The organism is Flavobacterium sp. Sr18 (assembly GCF_011064265.1).
Lineage (GTDB): Bacteria > Bacteroidota > Bacteroidia > Flavobacteriales > Flavobacteriaceae > Flavobacterium > Flavobacterium petrolei.
This window is the reverse complement of the sequence record NZ_CP049329.1, coordinates 3,273,416-3,293,433: the sequence shown is the minus strand read 5'-3', so window position 1 is coordinate 3,293,433 and position 20,018 is coordinate 3,273,416. Positions and strand designations below refer to the sequence as shown.

Here is a 20,018-nt window from a genome sequence, read left to right as displayed (position 1 = left end):
AGCAGGAAAGTCAAAAATTAATAAAGTCGAATGCCTAAAACATTCGGCTTTTTTTGGGTCAATGTGATAAAAGTTACTTCCCATTTAGATGGTTAAGATTATTTTTGTTGCAAATCTAAACGTTCAAAAATGAAAAAATTTTTCGTTGTAATTTATTTACTTGCTTCCCTACTTTTTACCATAGATACCAAAGCACAACATCAGGAAATCTCAGAAAAACCGGATGTTTGGAAAGAAAAAAGCGATGAAAAAATTGATTCCACATCGATTTTACATGCTTTCAAAAACGGAAACTTCAGTGGTCATTTTCGTTATTTTTTTATGGCGACTAACAACGAAAGTGGTTTATCTAATTATTATGCTAATGCTGTTGGCGGAGGCGTAAAATTTGAAACGGCCAAATTTCATGACTTTCAATTTGGCGTGAGCGGTTATTACATTTTCAACATTGGTTCTTCTAATTTTACTCAAAAAGATCCCATTACTAATGCGTCCAATCGCTATGAAGTGGCACTTTTTGACATTCAAAACCCATCAAACAAAGACAATCTAAGTCGGTTAGAAGAGTTATATTTAAAATACAATTATCAAAATTCGACTATAACTCTCGGAAAACAACTGCTCAATACGTCCTTTATAAACCTGCAAGACGGCAGAATGCGTCCAACGGAAGTAAACGGAATTTGGGTAGATTTTAATGAAATCAAAAAAACTAAAATTAATTTGGGCTATCTCTACGGAATTTCACCACGAAGCACACTGAAATATTTTGAAGTCGGAGAATCCATAGGAATAAATCCAACTGGTGTGAATCCTGATGGAACAAAATCCGGTTATGCAGGAAATTTAGACAGTAATGGAATTTATATTGTTGGGATACAAAATGAATCCATAAAGAATCTAAAAACACTTTTATGGAATCAGTATGCAGAAAACATATTCAATTCGGCATTGTTTCAAATGGACTATAGATACGATTTAAATCCCAACTCAAAGTTACTTTTCGGTTTTCAGACAGTCTACCAATACGCCCTGAATTTTGGAGGGAATAAAGATCCCAGCAAAACCTATTTTGAAAAAAACGGTAATTCTCAAACTTTTGGAGGAAGATTAGGCTGGCAAAATAAAAAAATAGAATTGAGTTTAAATTACAACCGAATAACTGCCAAAGGAAGGTATTTAATGCCTCGCGAATGGGGACGAGACCCGTTTTACACCTTTATGCCTAGAGAACGGAATGAAGGGTTTGGAGATGTACATGCCGTCATGACCAAAATACAATATACGAATCCTAAAAAGACATTCAAATCGAATCTCGCAGTAGGATATTTTGATTTACCGGATGTAAAAAACGTTGCATTAAATAAATACGGTTTGCCTTCTTATGTGCAGACCAATGCTGATGTTCGCTACCAATTTCAAGGGATGTTAAAAGGTTTTGACGCACAATTATTGTATGTACACAAGTTCAATGTGGGAGAAAATTACGGGAATAAAAATTATATTTTCAATAAAACCAACATGAGCAATATTAATTTCATACTCAATTTCAATTTTTGAGACACTCCTTTTCTATTCCAAATGATAAAATTTCATTATCAAATAATTCAACAACAAATACAATAGCGTTCCTACCACTGCAAATGTGATAAAAAAGCTAATCAGATTCAGCACAATATTAGGAATAAACTTCAATCGAGGATGTGTGATTAAAGGTTCCCGATGTAGTCTCTCATGAATACTTTCCTTCGCTATTTTGATTTTCTTTTTGATAATCGAATTGTTTTTAAGGACAAATTAAGTCCTGAATTAAAATAAAATTATGCACTTGGTTAAGCACTCTAAAGTAGGTAATTAATTTAAGAATAGGATATTTAGAAGTAAAAAATAACAGCGACTTATTTATAATTCATCAATTTAGCATGAAAATTCAAAAATCCCTTCTTTCAGCAACCACAGGAATCTGATCCATCGCACGTTCAGCGATTGCTGTGATGGAAAGCGATGGATTAACTCCAGGATTTGCAGATATCATGGAACCGTCAATGATCAACATATTTTGATAACCAAAAACTTCATTATTTTTATCAATTACTCCCTCAGAACGGTCTTTCCCCATCACAGCACCACCCAATACATGAGCAGTTGACGGGATTCCTGCTACGGATTCCAAAACAAATGAAGTTGCTTTCCCATTGATTATTTTACTATACTTCTCTGTTAATGCAATAGACTCCGGAATATAAGCGGAAGGTTTTAATCCGGTACCTATTGTCGATGACATTCCTCCAAAAAAATTGTTTTTGAATTTTAAAGTACTGTCTATTGATTGCATGAATAATAAAACAGTAGTGCTTTTTGACCAACTGTTTACCCAATAAATTTTAAAGTAAGATAAAGGATATTTTACAATTTGCTGCATCATGTTTGCCATTCGTGCCAACGCGTTTTTACCATTAGACAAAGGCAAATGAAGCAATTTCCAGAAACCAGATCCTTCAGAATACCTCACGATTTCCAAATGACTGTTATCATCCGTGTGCAGCAGACTGCCGATAGCCACTCCTTTTGATAAATTTTTAGTTTTATCCAAAGAGGAAACACTGATTAGTGTTTCATTATTGGTTCGTATATCAGCACCCAATTTATCGGACAATAACGGAAGTGATTTCGTCTTTAGTTTGAGCAGTAATTTAATAGTTCCCAAAACTCCTCCCGAAAAAATTACTCCTTTTGAAGTAAATTCTTTTTTGGATCCAAAAAATTTTGTGCTGGATTTTACAGCAACTTTATAACCTATAGCCCCGTCTTTATTGTCAATTGGTAAAACATCATAAACCTCATTTTCGGCAAGGATTTCAGCTCCGTGATTTTGTGCCAAATACAAATAATTTTTATCAAGTGTATTTTTAGCATTATGTCTGCAACCCGTCATGCAACCTCCACAAAAATTACATCCAGCTCTTTCAGGACCTTTTCCCTCAAAATAGGGATCCTTTACGTTCACCCCTTCTTTTCCAAAGAAAACTGCAACATCAGGATGTTCAAATTGATCTTCTTTCCCTATTTCTTTTGCCAATTCCTTCAATGCAAGATCACCGTCAAACAATCTGGGATTTCTGGATGCACCAAGCATGGTGAGTGCTTTTTGATAAAATGGTTTCAACTCGGTTTCCCAATCTTCTAATTCGCTCCAACTTCCTGATTTAAAAAATGCCGATTTTGGTATAGGTAAAGTATTCCCATACACGAGCGAACCGCCGCCAACTCCCGTTCCCGATATAATTACAATATGCCTGAAAATACTCATTTTCATGATACCAAAGAAACGCAACGAAGGCATCCACAACCATTTTCTGAGATTCCAATTGGTTTTGGCAAAATCTTCCGATTTGTACCATTTGCCTTTTTCAATTACTAAAACTTTATATCCTTTTTCAGAAAGTCGTAAAGCACTGACTGAACCTCCAAATCCGCTTCCTATTATTATGTAATCAAAATCGTATTGCATCTTTTTTATGTTATATCCCAAAAATAAGTAATTATTTTGAATAATATGCATGCATAGTAAAAGGTGCGCAACGATTATTTTGACAATAAAAATCAACTTTTTGTTTCTCCAAAACAAAAAAAGAAGAGCATTTCAGATTTGAAATACTCTTCTTTTTTATAATCAAAATTAAACCCATTTAATTTACGCTACGAAGTAGGACTACATTTTGAGTTAGCCACTTATATTCCTTTAATATTACCTTTATTTTTCAAGAAAATGACTTCAATTATTTTGCTGGTCATCTCTTTCTCAATTTCTAATTGATTGGATAAAACTTCAATTACGTTTTTTTCTTCTTTTTCCAATGTTCCGTCCGCGAGTAAAACTTCCAATGCAAGAGCAAATACGGTTTCTTTATCTTCTCCTTTAATCCATTCGGAACAAGCCGAAATATATTTTAATTGTCCTAGTTCCGCTCGTACATTAAATGCTTTTCTGTAAAGAGGTGCAATATCAATTCCGATAAATTTCTGTTTTGAAGACAAAACTCTAGATAATGTTGCCGTTTCCGAGTCAGTAATTTGATTATCGGCAGAAATACAAGAGTATAAAATGCCAACCCAAGCTTCAAACTCAGAATTTACCGTATTTTGACTACTATTATTATTTTCAAATGGATTCATGTTTTTTATTTTTGGTTAAAGTTAGTGCTAACAATCATGATATTTGCTAGGTTTTAGTAATACATTATGATTTAACATTTATAAATTAATTGCAGATTTTAAAAATTGAGGTCCGGAAAAATAATTATAATTTCAGTAAATTTAAAAATATTTCAGAGATAACGCAGCACCTAGAGGTTTCGGTTGGCAATCCGTAAATTTAATACAACTATAACACTATAAAGCTATTAAAAAGAGGCGTTATTACTATAAATTCATTAAATTTAGCATATTCAAAGACAATTACCATTATAAATTTTATCTATTAAAAATCAAATCAGGTAAGGATTCTTTGTGGTAAATTCGCTTTAAGAAAATAAAAAATAATTATACTATGGAAAATAACACAAACCCAACATCCTACAATGTCAATGGAGAAAGCAAATGCCCATTTTCTGGTGCAGTTGCTCCAAAGCAAAGTGCGGGTGCCGGTCCAAGTAACCGCGACTGGTGGCCAAACCAGTTGAAATTAAACATTTTACGCCAACATTCTTCCCTATCCAATCCGATGGGAGAAAGTTTTGATTATGCTGAAGAATTTAAATCATTGGATTTAGACGCTTTGAAAAGAGATATATTCGAAATGATGACTACCTCTCAGGAATGGTGGCCGGCAGATTATGGTCATTATGGCCCGTTCTTTATTCGAATGGCTTGGCACAGTGCAGGAACGTATCGAATTGCTGATGGTCGTGGTGGAGCAGGTTTTGGAACGCAACGTTTTGCACCCTTGAACAGCTGGCCAGATAATGCAAATTTAGATAAGGCAAGGTTATTATTATGGCCAATTAAACAAAAATACGGTAAGAAAATCTCTTGGGCCGATTTAATGATTCTAACCGGTAACTGTGGCCTTGAGTCGGCTGGATTAGAAACATTTGGTTTCGCCGGTGGTCGCGCCGATGTTTGGGAACCAGCTGAAGATATTTATTGGGGTTCTGAACGCGAATGGTTAGCACTTAGTAACACTCCAAATAGCCGTTACTCAGGTGATCGTGAGCTTGAAAATCCTTTAGCAGCAGTGCAAATGGGACTTATATATGTAAATCCAGAAGGTCCAGACGGAAATCCTGATCCGCTATTGGCAGCCCGTGATATTCGGGAGACTTTTGCCCGTATGGCAATGAATGATGAAGAAACTGTTGCCCTTATTGCCGGAGGACACACATTGGGGAAAACACATGGTGCTGCTGACCCAAATAAATACGTTGGTTCAGAACCTGCAGGAGCAGGTATCGAAGAGCAAAGTAAAGGTTGGAAAAACAGTTATGGAAAAGGTAATGCCGAAGATACAATTACCAGTGGTCTTGAAGGTGCATGGACAACTACCCCAACAAAATGGAGCAATAACTATTTCGAAAACTTATTTGGTTTCGAATGGGAATTGACCAAAAGTCCAGCTGGTGCCCACCAATGGAAACCAGTAGGAGACGCAGGTGCTGGTACTGTTCCAGACGCACATGATCCTTCAAGAAGTCACCAACCTTTTATGTTGACTACTGATTTATCTTTAAGAGTAGATCCGGTATACGAGAAAATTTCAAGACACTTTTTTGAAAATCCAGCCGAATTTAATGATGCATTCGCAAGAGCTTGGTTCAAACTGACCCACAGAGATATGGGACCAAAAGCACGTTATTTGGGACCAGAAGTTCCTAGTGAAGAACTAATCTGGCAAGATCCAGTTCCAGCAGTAACCAATCCGTTAATTGATGAACATGATATTGCTACACTAAAAGTTTCCATTCTTGCTTCTGGATTGTCTGTATCCGAATTAGTTTCTACTGCTTGGGCATCGGCATCTACGTTCCGTGGATCTGATAAACGTGGTGGTGCAAATGGTGCTCGTATTCGTTTAGAACCGCAGAAAGACTGGAAAGTGAATAATCCTTCTCAATTAGAGAAAGTATTAGCAACGCTTGAGAACATCCAAAAAGAGTTCAATAGCGCAAACTTTGGCGGTAAGCAAGTTTCCATTGCGGATTTAATTGTTTTAGGTGGTAGCGCCGGGATTGAACAAGCTGCTAAAAATGCTAATTTTGAAGTAAATGTACCTTTTACTCCAGGAAGAACGGATGCGTCACAAGAACAAACAGATGTAGAATCATTTGCAGTTCTTGAACCTCAGGCTGATGGTTTCCGTAATTATGTGAAAACAAAATATACGGTATCAGCTGAAGAAATGTTGATTGACAAAGCGCAATTATTAAACTTATCAGCGCCGGAAATGACCGTTCTAGTAGGTGGACTTCGTGCTTTGAACATGAACTTTGATCAGTCTCAAAGTGGAATATTTACAAAACGTCCAAGTGCATTGACTAATGATTTCTTTGTGAATTTATTGGATTTAGGCACTACTTGGAAAGCCCTTTCAGAATCTGATGATGCTTTTGTGGGAACTGATCGTAAAACCGGTGCAATCAAATGGGTTGGTACTCGTGTAGATCTTATTTTTGGATCTAACTCAGAACTTAGAGCCATCGCTGAAGTATACGGTTGTGCAGATGCTCAAGAAAAATTTGTAAAAGACTTCATTGCAGCATGGACTAAGGTAATGAACCTAGACCGTTTCGATTTAGTTTAATTTTAGATTTATAATTTGTTTAAAAAGGTGGTCTGGTAACAGATCACCTTTTTTGTTTTTTGTAGGTTATATAAAATCACCTCACCAACCTCAACTCCATAAAAAAAGCCATCTCGAAAAAAAACGAGATGGCTTTACTTTTCTAATTAAAATAAATTTTACATTGTGTAATCTGTATTAACGAAATTAGATTCTTTGCTATTTAATAATTCTTGTAAAATAGCATTATTATAGTCATTGTCTTTCGAAGCTACAAAAGTTCTGATCGAGAACGAACGCAAGGCATCATGAATACTCAACGTTCCTACAGCTGAATCTTTACGTCCAGTAAACGGATATACATCTGGCCCTCTTTGGCAAGAACTGTTTAAGTTTACTCTGCAAACTAAATTCACTAAAGTATCAATAAGCGGCGCAATAGTTTTGATGTCTCTACCAAATAAACTCACTTGTTGCCCGTAATTTGACTCCGCCATGTCGTTCAATGGCTCTTGAATGTCTTTAAAAGTCAGAACTGGTATTACGGGACCAAATTGCTCTTCGTGATACACTCGCATTTCTTTATTTATTGGAAACAAAACTGCAGGAAAAATATAATTTGGAGTATGATTTCCTCCTTTTTCATTAATGATTGTTGCGCCTTTTTTGACCGCATCATCAATTAATTCCTGAATGTAAGCCGGTTTTTCTTTTTCTGGTAACGGAGTCAGCATTACTGATTGGTCCCATGGATTTCCAAAAACAAGCGAATCTACTTTGGCAGCAAAACGCCTGTTGAATTCATCTGCAATCGTTTCATGAACATATAAAATTTTCAATGCTGTACAGCGCTGCCCGTTGAATGAAAGCGTTCCTGCAATGCATTCTTGAATAGCCAAATCTAAATCGGCATCCGGTAAAATAATTGCTGGATTCTTAGCTTCTAAACCTAATATCAAACGCAATCTGTTTTTATTTGGATGCTGATCCTGCAAAGCAATCGCTGATTTACTGTTTCCTATCAAAGCCAAAATATCGACTTTTCCAGACTTCATTATTGGCGAAGCAACCTCACGCCCTCTACCGTAAACGATATTGATGGCTCCTTTTGGAAAACTGCTTCTAAAAGCTTCTAACAAAGGTGAAATTAATAATACACCGTGTTTAGCAGGTTTGAAAATAACGGTATTCCCCATAATCAATGCCGGAATCAACAGCGCAAAGGTTTCGTTCAATGGATAATTGTATGGTCCAAGACACAAAACAACTCCTAAAGGTCCGCGACGCACCATGGCATTAACGCCTTGACTTTTGGTAAAACGAGAACTATTTCGGTCTAATAATTTATAATCTTCAATGGTGTCATAAATATATTCTACGGTCCTATCAAATTCTTTTTCGGAATCGCCGAGTGATTTACCAATTTCCCACATCAAAAACTTAACGACTTCGCTGCGCGTCGCTTTCATTTGAGTGACAAAATTCGTCATACATTTGATACGATCAGAAACTTTCATCGTAGGCCATAATCCCTGACCGTTATTGTACGCAACACTAGCCGCATTGACAGCTTCCATCGCTTCGGTTTCGCCCATAAATGGAATTGAACCTAATATTGTTGGACCATATTCCTCCGTTGATGAAATCGTCGAAAAAACAGCGGTTGTCTGACCTTCCCATTTTTTCAATTCGCCGTCCACTAAATACGTATCTTGATTTAATAATGTTGTAATCTGAAATTCTTCTGGTATTATATTCATACTAAAGGATGTTAAATTTATAATTTTAATCCATAAAAAAAGTGGTTGCCTCTTTCTGTTTTATGGTTCTACGACTTCGCCTTCCCACTCTGTAATGCCGCCAATAAGATTATAAGCATTTTCAAAACCCAGCTGATTCATTATTTCACAGGCTTTTGCGCTTCGCATTCCGGAGCGACAATACACATAATAATTTTTACTTTTGTCCAAAGCTTCAATTTCATTTACAAAATCCTGCCCTCTGTGAATATCGATATTGATGGCATTAGCTATAAACCCTTCATTAAATTCGTCTTCGGTTCTCACGTCTAAAATCACTGCGTTTTCATCAGCTTCAAACTGTGAAACCCAATCTTCTTGTGTTAAATTCATAATAGTGTTTTTTGTAAAAATACAATGTTTTTACCGAACAATAAATGCATCAATTGTTAATTAGATAATAATCTTTAGAAATCGTTTTCGCAAAACATTAACTGTCAATAAACTATAAATTAGACTTTTATTTTACGAAAAACAGTCTATTAAATCCATAGACAATGCAACAATACTAATCCGTAAATCAAGTACTTGCTACGATTTATAGTCGCAAAATCACTCTGTTTTTTTGAGTTTTTACACTACTTTTACATTATAAAACTTAGAAAAAAACTAAAATGCCTGATCCGATAAAGAAAATATTTCCTTCCTTCTCTACTGAATTAGTAAAAGATGTTGATGCCAATGCTTCCATTCAATCTTTCAAAGCTGGCGATATCATCATGCGAACCGGACAGTACATCAAAAATACGGTACTGGTAATCAGTGGAAAAATAAAGGTATATCGTGAAGATGAAAACGGCGGTGAGTTTTTTATGTATTATTTGCAACCCGGACAAGCCTGCGCCATTTCTATGATTTGCGCTACCAAAAATGAAAAAAGCCAAATCATGGCCAAAGTTGTTGAAGATGTCGAGTTGATTATGGTGCCATTACCTTTGATGGATAAATGGATGATGCAACACCGCAGTTGGTATGAATTTGTTATCGATACATACAGAAGTCGTTTTGAAGAAGTGCTGGAAGTCATTGACAGTATCGCTTTTAGAGCCATGGACGAACGATTGGAATTTTATTTGAAACGCCATGCCGATGTTTGCGGTTGTAAAGAATTAAAACTTTCCCATCAGGAAATTGCCTCTGAACTGAATACCTCAAGAGAAGTAATTTCCCGTTTGTTAAAAAAAATGGAACAACGCGGCATCGTTGCTTTGCATCGCAATAACATTGAACTTTTAAAATAAATTCTATCTATTCATCGAGAAAATCCATTTTTATACATGCCGATTTTTTTGGGTGAATTATTCAAAAACTACTATTTTAAATCTGAATACCAATACTTTAAATTTTAATTTATAAAAAATTCACTTTGTAAAATAATCACTAAGCTTCATTTTTGATTATCTTTAGTATTGTTTTTTTAGGATTATTTTCAAAATAGAAAAAATCAATCAATCAACTTATTTTTTGGTTCCAAAATAAAAGCAATGTAACAATTGTCACTGTTTATCCTAAAAAACAGAAGTACATTTGTACTATAAATTTAAAAAACGCAATCATGCAAATAGAACAAATATATACCGGATGTTTAGCACAAGGTGCTTACTACATTACTTCAAATGGTGAAGCAGCCATTATTGACCCGTTACGCGAAACTCAACCGTATTTGGATCGATTGGAAAGAGACGGCGTAAAATTGAAATACATTTTCGAAACTCATTTCCACGCTGATTTCGTTTCCGGCCATGTCGATTTGAGTCGTCAAACTGGTGCTCCTATCGTTTATGGTCCAAATGCTACCTGTGAATTTGATTGCATTTCTGCAAAAGACGGACAGGAATTCAGCATTGGAAACATCAAAATAAAAGTATTGCACACTCCGGGACATACCATGGAAAGTTCCACTTTTTTATTGATTGACGAAAACGGAAAAGATCATGCTATTTTCTCTGGTGACACTTTGTTTATTGGTGATGTGGGAAGACCGGATTTAGCTCAAAAAGCGGCACACATGACGCAAGAACAATTGGCCGCTACCCTATTCCATTCTTTACGAACAAAAATTATGACGTTGGCAGATGATGTCATTGTTTATCCGGCTCACGGTGCAGGAAGTGCCTGCGGAAAAAACATGAGTAAGGAAACCGTTTCGACCATTGGTGACCAAAAAGCCACTAATTATGCGTTGCGCGCCAATATGACAGAAGCCGAATTTGTACAAGAAGTGACCGAAGGTTTATTGCCACCGCCAGCTTATTTTGGTATGAACGTGGCCATGAACAAAAAAGGATACGATAGTTTTGAGAATGTCTTGGATTTAGGAATGCGTGCTCTTTCTCCTTCAGAATTTGAAGTGGCTGCCGAAGAAACCGGAGCTTTACTATTAGACACTCGAAAAAACGGAGAATTTGCCAAAGGTTTTATTCCGCAATCTGTAAATATTGGGATCGATGGTGATTTTGCTCCTTGGGTAGGCGCATTAATTGCTGATGTGAAACAACCTATTCTGATTATTTGTGAAGTGGGTCAGGAAGAAGAAACTGTTACACGCTTGAGCCGTGTAGGTTTTGACAACTTGATTGGACATTTAGCAGGCGGTTTTGATGCTTGGGCAAAAGCCGGAAAAGAGATCGATACTGTAAATAGAATTTCAGCTGAACAATTTGCCAAGGAAGTGAAAATTGGCGAAAGCAAAATAATTGATATTCGTAAAGAAAGTGAATACTGCGCTGAGCATGTTGAGGAATCCTACAGCAAGCCATTAACGGCTATTAATGAATGGATAAAAGATATTAATCCCAAAGAACATTTTTACTTGCATTGCGCCGGCGGATACCGCAGTATGATTGCAGCTTCAATTCTGGAAGCGCGTGGTTTTAGAAATTTCACCGAAATTGAAGGCGGTTTTAATGCTATTGCAAAAACAGATGTTCTTAAAACGGATTTCGTTTGCCAAAGTAAAGTGTTAAAATAAATTAATTACTAAATAAAGTATACAATGAAAAAAAACATGGGTTCAACAGACAAAATTATCCGCATCGCTATAGCAATACTTATTGCGATATTGTATTTTACCAATACTATCAGCGGTACACTTGCACTTGTTTTAGGAGCATTTGCAGTTATTTTTATAATCACCAGTTTTATCAGTTTTTGCCCATTGTACTCCCCGTTTGGAATTTCAACCCGAAAAAAAATATAACATGTCCGAGTTAAAATGTTCTGATACTTCTTGTGATAAACCGCTTGACGCTGCTTATTGGGAGGCGCAATACAAAGCCAAAACCACCGGTTGGGATTTAGGCCAAGTATCACCGCCAATACAAGCGTATGTGGATACGGTTGCTGATAAAAACAGCCGTATTTTGATTCCTGGTTGTGGCAACAGTTATGAAGCAGAATATCTTCTGGAGCAAGGATTTACAAATATTACCGTTATCGATATTGCGCCGACACCAGTTGCCGTTTTAAAAGAAAAATTCAAAAATAATCCTAACATTCAGATTGTCTTGGGAGATTTCTTTGAACATCAAGGAAAATACGATTTGATTATTGAGCAGACTTTTTTCTGTGCTTTACCACCAACGATGCGTCAAAAATACGTTTGGAAAATGCACCAACTTTTGGCTGAAGAAGGAATTTTAGCAGGATTACTATTCAATAGAACGTTTGAATCCGGACCTCCTTTTGGCGGAAGCAAAGAAGAATATGAAAAGCTGTTTTCAGCTGTTTTTTATTTTATAAAAATGGATTTGTGTGACAATTCTATTGCACCAAGAGCGAATTCAGAATTATTTATCGAATTGAAAAAGAAAAGTTTAACATAAAACTAAGGAATGAGAATGAAAAGATCGGTTTTTAAAGTCCTCATAAATCCTCTTTTTTTGGTTCCTCTGTTTTAATAGTAATTTAAAACGTGGGATGTAGTCAATAAAATCAATTAATCTTAAATTGAAACACATAGAAACATAGAAAAAAGAGTCATATAGCCTAATTTATGGATTCACATAGCTAAGGTTTCTTTAAAAAAGTGAAACGCCTTCCTAAATATTAAAAATCTATGTTTCTATGTGGTTAAAATTAAACGAAATATATGGTTCTTTATGATAAAACAATCATGAAAAACTAAATTCCCTTTAAAAAACATGAAAACATTACTATTCACAAATTGGCATATTATGCGCTGGGTTCGCCTAGTGTTTGCCTTATTTTTATTTGCACAAGCCTATATTCTAAAAGAATGGATGTTCATAGGTTTTGGACTATTTTTCTTCATTCAGGTAATTTTTAATTTTGGTTGTGGCGCAAACGGTTGTAATATTCCTAACACTAAAAAACAATAACGATGAGTAATTTTGATACTATTATACAATCCGAAAAACCAGTTTTAATTGACTTTTTTGCCACGTGGTGCGGCCCATGTAAAATGCTTGGCCCCATTTTGAAAGAAGTAAAAGACAGCTTGGGAGATCGCGTTTCCATCATTAAAATTGATGTGGACAAAAACCAGCAAATCTCCAGTCAATATCAAGTTCGTGGCGTTCCTACAATGATTTTATTTCAAAACGGAAAACAGTTGTGGAGACAGTCCGGCGTGTTGACAAAGGAAGAAATCATTAAAACTATTTTAGAAAAAAGCAATCAATAATGATTGCTTTAAAAATATTTTTTTTGAGTTTACTTATACTGAAAATCTAGGAAAAATTGAAATATAACTCATTTCTATTTTTGAAGATTCATACATTTATTAAGTTGGAAAAATAAATCTCGACTGTTATTTTTCCTATCTTAGTAATCTATGGAAAACCCTCGTAAATATAGACTTTCTAAATCCGAATCTTTGTTTGTAAGAGGTCCATTGACTCGTTTTAAAAACCTTTTCTTCATTTTTAAAGTGCTCTATAACTTCATCAGAGCTTTTCAGAAAATGCATTTTATCGGACCTTGTGTTACCGTTTTTGGGTCGGCACGTTTTGGACCGCAAACAGCACATTATAAAAGCGCTGAACGCATTGGTTCTGAAATAGCAAAATTAGGATTTACAGTAATGACAGGCGGAGGCCCAGGATTGATGGAAGCCGCCAATAAAGGAGCTTACGAAGCCGGAGGTTATTCGGTAGGTTGTAATATTGTCCTTCCTGTGGAACAGAAACCAAATCCTTATCTTCATAAATGGATATACATTCCCTATTTCTTTGTGAGAAAAGTAATTCTGATCAAATATTCCTATGCTTTTGTGGTAATGCCGGGAGGAATTGGGACTTTAGATGAATTATTTGAAGCACTGACTTTAATTCAAAATAAAATAATCAGCGATTTCCCAATTGTTATTTTCGACTCCGTTTATCATCAGGAATTGTGTCATCACATTCAAAAAATGGCTGACAATGAAAGCATCAGCCCTGAAGACATGAAGCTTTTATTCGTGACTGATTCCGTAGAAGAAGTGATGGAACACCTCAAAAAACATGCTATCAAAAAATTTGGTTTAAAAAAACATAAATATAAATCCTTATGGTTACTTGGTTGAAATAAAGCTAATTTGCGTTTTTTTTTCATTGAAAATTTCTACTAAAAACAAGAGCGTTTATTGTTAATTAAGTCCAAGAAGTTCTTTGTTTTAATCAATTATTATCGCTTAATGTTTTATTTTTTAACCATTTATACAAAATCTCTTCTAAATTGCATCTGATAATTGGTTTTGAAACATAATCGTCCATACCGGACTCCAAACATTTTTCTTTTTCTCCTAACATAATTCCAGCCGTCAAAGCAATAATAGGAATATTGTTGTATTTTTTTAAATGTTTGATTTCGGCAGTTGTTTGATATCCATTTTTATGTGGCATCTGAATGTCCATCAAGATCAAATCGAGCTTCTCTTTTTTGTACATTTTAATTGCTTTTTTACCATCAGATGCTTCAAGAATAGTGCATCCCGGAAGTATCGATTTGAGTAATGTTTTTACCAAAAGCATATTGATTCGATTGTCCTCGACCACTAATATTTTTTTGTCTGAGAAATTATCGGGAACAATCGTTGTATCTTCAATTGTGACTGTTATTTCATTTACATCGGAGGAATTTTCCTGAAGTGAACTATCTAATTCAACCTCAAAATAAAACTCACTTCCCTGCCCAAATTTACTTTTCAGTTTTAGTTCACTATTCATCAAACCTAAAAGTTGATTTGAAATGGCCAATCCAAGTCCCGTACCGCCAAATTTGCGCATGATAGAACAATCTTCCTGAATAAAAGATTGGAATACTTTTTCTTGATTTTCCTGTTTTATTCCAATGCCGCTATCCTTAACAGAAAAATTTAAAAGACAGCGATTCTCCCCTCCGGCAATTATTTCACTGCTTATATCCAATCGTACAAATCCTGCAGTTGTGAATTTTAATGCGTTTCCAATTAAATTCACTAAAATTTGTTTCAAGCGTACGGAATCAGCAAAAACAAAATTAGGGACAGACTCCTTACTATTTAGAATCAAATCTATTCCCTTTAATTCCGCTTGGTATTTAAACATATCAACAACATGATGCGCCAGTTCAACAAGGTTGATTTCCTCAATATTTAATTCTAATTTTCCGGATTCAATTTTCGAAAAATCTAAAATATTATTGATGATTTCAATTAATATATTTGCTGATTCATGAACGGTATTCATGTATTCCTTCTGGTTTTCGTCCAGATTGGTTCTCATTAATAAATCAGTAAAACCAATAATTCCGTTCAAAGGCGTACGAATTTCGTGACTCATGTTGGTCAAAAAACTGGATTTTGCTTTGTTCGCTGCTTCGGCTTGTTCTTTGGCTTTTATAAGTTCGATTTCCAGTTTTTTTAATTCTGTTATTTCGATGAAACTAATCACTACCTCCTCAATTTCATCGCTGATATTAAAAACAGGAAAACCATTTACTAAGAACCATCTCAATTCTGTGCTATCTGTTTTAATAATTCCAACAATAAAATTATTAATTGGTCTTTTTGTGTGAATAATTTGATTGACTGGAAAATTTTCTGGTGCTAATGACTTATAATCCTCTTTTACAAATTTCCAAATTGGATGGGCAACATCCTCTTCTTTTATTTGTGCCTCACTCAAACCCATCAATTCGGAGGCTTTTGGATTCGAATAAATGATCGCAGTATCTTTATTGTGTACAATTATTCCAACATCCAGATTGCTTAATAAATCGCGATACCGCTCTTCACTTTCTCGTAAAGCAGATTCAGTTTCTTTCAGCTGGGTGATATCTAATATCGTAATTAGCGCATGCTCTTTATACTCTAAAACGATTCCTGTCAAATAAACATTTACTGGAGTATTTTCATCCAAAAACAATTCAACTTCGCAACATTCTTTTACAGTAGACTGAAAAACAGCCTCTAAGAATTGATTAAAAACCGGCTTCGTCGCATTCGAAATAAAGAAACCAAATTGACTATTTACCAATTTAGATCTTTCTTTGCGCAGCAATTGTGAACCGGCGAGATTCAGTTCGACAACTGTTCCTGAACTTGTCAATGTAAAGTAGCCAGTAGGCGCAAATTCATATAATTCAGCATATTTTTGCCTAACACTTTCAGCTTCCTCTTTGGCAAGCATCAATTCTTCTTTTTGCATTTCAAGCTCAATCTGATGAACTTCTAATTCATGAATAAGCTTCAGAGTATCGACTTCTGAAAGTTTAGAACTGTATTTAGATTCTTTACTGCGATGTAATTCTTCTGCTTTTTGTCTGATAATGACGCGGGCTTCGGTTTTATTTTCGATATTTTCCATAAGTACACCTTTTTTAAATACTACTAATTTAATTGTCTGAAATTGGAAATTATACAACCTCTTTTAACTTACATACTATTCTATACTGCTATTTCATGAATAAAAAACTGAATGTTTTTTTGATTTCCAATAAAATATACCGTGCTGATAAATTCGATATTGATTCGCTTATTATTGCTTGTTTCAATTTCCTTGAAAATGGAATGAAATGATTTTTTTTGGCTTAATTCTGTAAAAGTAGACTTGTTTGGTATTAATTTTTTTAGAAATTCAACATCCCAAACTTCTTTCCCAATAAAATTCTCTTTGGTTTCCCCTATCAAATCTGTAAAAAAAGGATTTATCGCATTGATCTTTCCTGTTTCACCTTCTACGAAAATAATTCCATCTTTCACTGATTCAAAAAGATGCTTGTAACGGGTTTCAGCATTGACTAAAGCCTCCTGAACAAATACACGATCCGAAATGTCACGGATAATACACTGAATGACTTTTTTATTGTTGACCAAATAAACATTACTGACAAACTCAACATTTATTTTTCTTCCTTTCGCGGTTTCGAGCGGCAAATTTTCGTAGCGAATAAATTCTTTTTTTTGTAATTCTGAAAATTTGTCTTTATTAGTCACAATGTCTTTGAGTGAACCTATTTCCCAAATTGATTTTTCAATTAACTGTTCGTGAGAATATCCTAACATTCCGACTAAAAAAGGATTTACATCTATTATTTTGCCGGTTTCATAATTCAGAATCAAAATTCCATCTTTGGCTGATTCAAAAAGACGGCGGTATTGATTTTCTAATTTTAGGGATTCCTCTGCTTTTTTGGCTGCGCTAATATCCGTAAATGTGATTACAAGCCCATCTATACGATCGTCCAATGTACGATACGGCATAATTCGAACGTAATAATACCTGCCATCAACTGTTGCAACTTCCTTTTGAATGGGTGTCAATGTTTTGATAACTTCCAATGCATTACTAACCATTTCAGGATATTTCAAATCGCAAACTAAATCCGTGAAAGGTCTCCCGGTATCTGTTGCACGCAACTTGAATATTTTGGTTACCGGATCAGTAAATCGGCGTATATTTAATTCTTTATCTAAAAAAAGAGTGGCTATTTCAGTACTGTTGAGCAGGTTTTTCATATCATTATTGGCCTGTTCAAAATCGACTAATTTGCTTTGTAATTCGGTATTCACCGTTTGTAATTCTTCATTTAAACTCTGTAATTCTTCCTTTGAAGTAGTCAATTCCTCATTGGTAGATTGTAATTCTTCGTTCGTAGACTGCAGTTCTTCATTCGTGGATTTGAGTTCCTCCTGAGACGTTTGCATTTCTTCTCTCACGCTATTCAAATCTTCATTGCTGCGTTTCAGCTCTGCTTCTAATTCTTGTTGTTTAAGAGTCGCACTTTGTTTTCTTGATTTAGAAGTTCCTGAAACGGATTCGGTACTAGTTGGAATGTCTGTAAAAACAACCATAATCATTCCTTTTAGTGCATCTGGACTTTCTATTTGTTGCACCGTCAGATTGATAAAATGGAATCCTCCGTTTTCAACTATTTTTATATTATCAATATATGCCGGTTCGAAACTTTGCAACGCTTTTCGGAACGCTCCTGGCAGTTCATTACGCAAACCTTCGCGTGCCATCGCATGAACGTTCCAGTTTGCTTTGCCTGCGACAGGTTCTAAATATTTTCCGGTTCTGCCGGTAATGTATATGATATCCCCTTTGCTATTAACAAGTACGCTTGCTGGGGCAAAACGTTGCAGCAAAATTTGATCCGTAAGTGTCTGAATGTTTTCAACGACCTTAGTTTCTTTCATAGTGTCAATGGTTACTCTTTTTGTTTGGGAATAAGAACTTGGAAAATTGGAGAACTCTGGAGAAACTGATTTTGAAATCCGTTTATAAAACTTCAGTTTAGAATCTACTACTTCAAATCCTTTGATGCTGCTTGCAACGGTCTCTGCAGTACCAAGCATCATAATTCCTCCCTGATTGAGGCTATAATTAAATAGCATTATTAATTTATTTTGTAACTCCGGCTCCATGTAAATCAACATATTCCGACAAGTCAATAAGTCTAATTTTGTAAAAGGAGGATCTTTAGTAACATTGTGAGGTGCAAAAACTATCATTTCACGAATGAATGTATTTACGCGGTATCCGTCATTTTCAAGGGTAAAAAATTTAGTAATCCGTTCTGGAGAAATATCTTTTATGATACTGGAATAAAAAAATCCTTTTCGGGCTTTTTCAATAGACAACAGGTCTAAATCAGTAGCGAAAATTTGTAATTTTATACTTTTAGGAGGTTTTATTTTTGATAATGCTTCTTCAAAAACTATTGCTAGGGAATACGCTTCTTCACCCGTTGAGCAAGCTGGAACCCAGGCGCGCAACGTTTTACCTTCTGGAATATCTTTTAGCATATTCGGAATAATTTCTTCTTTGAGTTTATCCCAAACAGCGGGATCCCTAAAAAAGCTTGTTACACCAATTAATAGTTCTTTGAAAAGCAATTCAATTTCACTTGGATTTTCCTGTAAAAAACGCACATAGGTTTGCATTTTATCAATGTGATGTATTCCTTTTCTTCGTTCAATGCGTCGCAATAAGGTACTTTTTTTATACATCGAAAAGTCATGCCCGGTTTGATCCCGCAACAAGATTATAATTTTGTCCAGACTGCTTTTGGTTTTGACAAGAAAATCCGATTCTGATTTAATTTCCGGAAAATAACGTAGCAAAGCCATCAGTTTAGCAGGTAATTCCTCGACAGGAGCAACAATATCGGCGATCACTGAATCTATAGCACTGCGAGGCATACTATCAAACTTTGCAGATACAGGATCTTGCACAACTACAATTCCATTTTTTTCTTTAATGGCTTTCAATCCTATACTTCCATCGGAACCCATTCCGGAAAGAACAATACCAATACTTTTTTCCAGCCGATCCAGTGCTAAAGATTTAAAGAAAATATCAATGGGCAATCGCAAGCCACGAGACTCTTTAGGAACAAATAAATGTAGTTTTCCGTTTAATATTGATAAGCTTTTATTGGGTGGAATTACATAAACGCAATTGGGTTTTACTTGTAGTGCATCAGTTGCCTGATAAACTTTCATTGTTGTCATTCTTTGCAATAACTCTGGCATTATTCCAGTATGGGTTGGATCCAAATGCTGAATTACTACGAATCCTATACCACTATTGACGGGCATGTTTTTAAAAAATAACTCAAGTGCTTCCAGCCCACCAGCAGACGCTCCAATACCAATAATTGGAAAATCAGCGGCATCTGCATCCGATACCTTCAACTTTGGTTTCAAATCTAACACTGTACCTTCACCAAGGTTGGCTTGATTATTTTTTATCATTACAAATTTTGAATTTTCAATAACTATTATAAGATGAGTAGGAATGCTCTATCAAATTACTTCTTTTATTTTGAGTATTAATAAATGGCTAATTTAGTACGTTTTTAGCGGTTTGTTCCTTTAAAAAAAACAAAAAAATATCTCTTGCATCACAGAAACTAAATTTAATTTAACAACTGTTTAATAATTCTAAAAAAAGGATTGAAATAAAATATTCATAAAAATAAGCAATTTTCATAAATAGTGTCTTTTTTGT

15 protein-coding genes are annotated in these 20,018 nt (G+C 35.1%); 9 read left to right on the top strand and 6 right to left on the bottom strand.

From position 1 onward, the window contains the following. Positions 1–129 precede the first annotated feature (129 nt). Positions 130–1,560: an OprD family outer membrane porin gene (locus G7A72_RS14660; protein WP_165152997.1), complete on the top strand. Its 1,431-nt coding sequence runs from the start codon at positions 130–132 to the stop codon at positions 1,558–1,560. 370 nt (positions 1,561–1,930) lie between these two features. Here G7A72_RS14660 and G7A72_RS14655 read toward each other — a convergent pair whose 3' ends face one another. Next, the gene (locus tag G7A72_RS14655; RefSeq protein WP_165152996.1) at positions 1,931–3,511 is read right to left on the bottom strand and encodes a GMC oxidoreductase; all 1,581 of its coding nucleotides are present in this window, start codon (positions 3,509–3,511) and stop codon (positions 1,931–1,933) included. A gap of 221 nt (positions 3,512–3,732) precedes the next feature. Continuing rightward, a complete protein-coding gene (locus tag G7A72_RS14650; protein WP_165152995.1) occupies positions 3,733–4,176 on the bottom strand; it encodes a tellurite resistance TerB family protein in 444 nt (147 codons plus the stop codon). A 373-nt stretch (positions 4,177–4,549) separates the two neighbouring features. Here G7A72_RS14650 and katG point away from each other — a divergent pair, with 373 nt between their 5' ends. Next, positions 4,550–6,799, top strand: a complete 2,250-nt coding sequence (katG, locus tag G7A72_RS14645) for a catalase/peroxidase HPI (RefSeq protein ID WP_165152994.1) — start codon at positions 4,550–4,552, stop codon at positions 6,797–6,799. Positions 6,800–6,957: 158 nt separating this feature from the next. Here the strand turns inward: katG and G7A72_RS14640 are convergent, their stop codons facing one another. Continuing rightward, positions 6,958–8,538: an NADP-dependent glyceraldehyde-3-phosphate dehydrogenase gene (locus G7A72_RS14640; protein ID WP_165152993.1), complete on the bottom strand. Its 1,581-nt coding sequence runs from the start codon at positions 8,536–8,538 to the stop codon at positions 6,958–6,960. Between the two features lie 60 nt (positions 8,539–8,598). After that, positions 8,599–8,910, bottom strand: a complete 312-nt coding sequence (locus tag G7A72_RS14635) for a rhodanese-like domain-containing protein (protein ID WP_113666092.1) — start codon at positions 8,908–8,910, stop codon at positions 8,599–8,601. A gap of 281 nt (positions 8,911–9,191) precedes the next feature. Between G7A72_RS14635 and G7A72_RS14630 the strand changes: the two genes are divergently transcribed. The 7 genes from G7A72_RS14630 (at position 9,192) to G7A72_RS14600 (ending at position 14,104) form a co-directional block, all read left to right on the top strand. Continuing rightward, on the top strand, positions 9,192–9,818 hold the full coding sequence (locus G7A72_RS14630) for a Crp/Fnr family transcriptional regulator (RefSeq protein WP_165152992.1): 627 nt from the start codon (positions 9,192–9,194) through the stop codon (positions 9,816–9,818). Between the two features lie 314 nt (positions 9,819–10,132). Beyond that, on the top strand, positions 10,133–11,548 hold the full coding sequence (locus G7A72_RS14625; RefSeq protein ID WP_165152991.1) for a rhodanese-like domain-containing protein: 1,416 nt from the start codon (positions 10,133–10,135) through the stop codon (positions 11,546–11,548). A gap of 24 nt (positions 11,549–11,572) precedes the next feature. Further along, complete coding sequence (locus G7A72_RS14620) at positions 11,573–11,776, top strand: DUF2892 domain-containing protein (RefSeq protein WP_113666094.1); 204 nt, start codon at positions 11,573–11,575, stop codon at positions 11,774–11,776. Position 11,777: 1 nt separating this feature from the next. Beyond that, a complete protein-coding gene (locus G7A72_RS14615; RefSeq protein WP_165152990.1) occupies positions 11,778–12,401 on the top strand; it encodes a methyltransferase domain-containing protein in 624 nt (207 codons plus the stop codon). A gap of 318 nt (positions 12,402–12,719) precedes the next feature. Beyond that, positions 12,720–12,917: a hypothetical protein gene (locus G7A72_RS14610; RefSeq protein ID WP_165152989.1), complete on the top strand. Its 198-nt coding sequence runs from the start codon at positions 12,720–12,722 to the stop codon at positions 12,915–12,917. A gap of 2 nt (positions 12,918–12,919) precedes the next feature. Beyond that, entirely contained in the window at positions 12,920–13,222 is a 303-nt protein-coding gene (trxA, locus tag G7A72_RS14605) for a thioredoxin (protein ID WP_113635503.1), read from the top strand. Positions 13,223–13,372: 150 nt separating this feature from the next. Beyond that, positions 13,373–14,104 (top strand): TIGR00730 family Rossman fold protein, encoded by a 732-nt coding sequence (locus G7A72_RS14600; protein WP_113666096.1) that lies wholly within the window; start codon positions 13,373–13,375, stop codon positions 14,102–14,104. Positions 14,105–14,198: 94 nt separating this feature from the next. On the opposite strand, the gene G7A72_RS14595 is transcribed toward G7A72_RS14600, so the two are convergent. Both G7A72_RS14595 and G7A72_RS14590 read right to left on the bottom strand, forming a co-directional pair. Further along, positions 14,199–16,367, bottom strand: coding sequence for a PAS domain-containing hybrid sensor histidine kinase/response regulator (locus G7A72_RS14595; RefSeq protein ID WP_165152988.1), 2,169 nt, complete (start codon positions 16,365–16,367; stop codon positions 14,199–14,201). A gap of 80 nt (positions 16,368–16,447) precedes the next feature. Then, on the bottom strand, positions 16,448–19,762 hold the full coding sequence (locus tag G7A72_RS14590; RefSeq protein WP_165152987.1) for a chemotaxis protein CheB: 3,315 nt from the start codon (positions 19,760–19,762) through the stop codon (positions 16,448–16,450). Positions 19,763–20,018: the final 256 nt, after the last annotated feature.

Coding starts and splice junctions, on each gene's coding strand:
- G7A72_RS14600 (WP_113666096.1), top strand. CDS start 13,373: ATGGAAAACCCTCGTAAATATAGACTTTCTAAATCCGAATCTTTGTTT.
- G7A72_RS14615 (WP_165152990.1), top strand. CDS start 11,778: ATGTCCGAGTTAAAATGTTCTGATACTTCTTGTGATAAACCGCTTGAC.
- G7A72_RS14590 (WP_165152987.1), bottom strand. CDS start 19,762: ATGATAAAAAATAATCAAGCCAACCTTGGTGAAGGTACAGTGTTAGAT.
- G7A72_RS14625 (WP_165152991.1), top strand. CDS start 10,133: ATGCAAATAGAACAAATATATACCGGATGTTTAGCACAAGGTGCTTAC.
- G7A72_RS14610 (WP_165152989.1), top strand. CDS start 12,720: ATGAAAACATTACTATTCACAAATTGGCATATTATGCGCTGGGTTCGC.
- G7A72_RS14660 (WP_165152997.1), top strand. CDS start 130: ATGAAAAAATTTTTCGTTGTAATTTATTTACTTGCTTCCCTACTTTTT.
- G7A72_RS14655 (WP_165152996.1), bottom strand. CDS start 3,511: ATGCAATACGATTTTGATTACATAATAATAGGAAGCGGATTTGGAGGT.
- G7A72_RS14595 (WP_165152988.1), bottom strand. CDS start 16,367: ATGGAAAATATCGAAAATAAAACCGAAGCCCGCGTCATTATCAGACAA.
- G7A72_RS14620 (WP_113666094.1), top strand. CDS start 11,573: ATGAAAAAAAACATGGGTTCAACAGACAAAATTATCCGCATCGCTATA.
- G7A72_RS14635 (WP_113666092.1), bottom strand. CDS start 8,910: ATGAATTTAACACAAGAAGATTGGGTTTCACAGTTTGAAGCTGATGAA.
- katG (WP_165152994.1), top strand. CDS start 4,550: ATGGAAAATAACACAAACCCAACATCCTACAATGTCAATGGAGAAAGC.
- G7A72_RS14630 (WP_165152992.1), top strand. CDS start 9,192: ATGCCTGATCCGATAAAGAAAATATTTCCTTCCTTCTCTACTGAATTA.
- trxA (WP_113635503.1), top strand. CDS start 12,920: ATGAGTAATTTTGATACTATTATACAATCCGAAAAACCAGTTTTAATT.
- G7A72_RS14640 (WP_165152993.1), bottom strand. CDS start 8,538: ATGAATATAATACCAGAAGAATTTCAGATTACAACATTATTAAATCAA.
- G7A72_RS14650 (WP_165152995.1), bottom strand. CDS start 4,176: ATGAATCCATTTGAAAATAATAATAGTAGTCAAAATACGGTAAATTCT.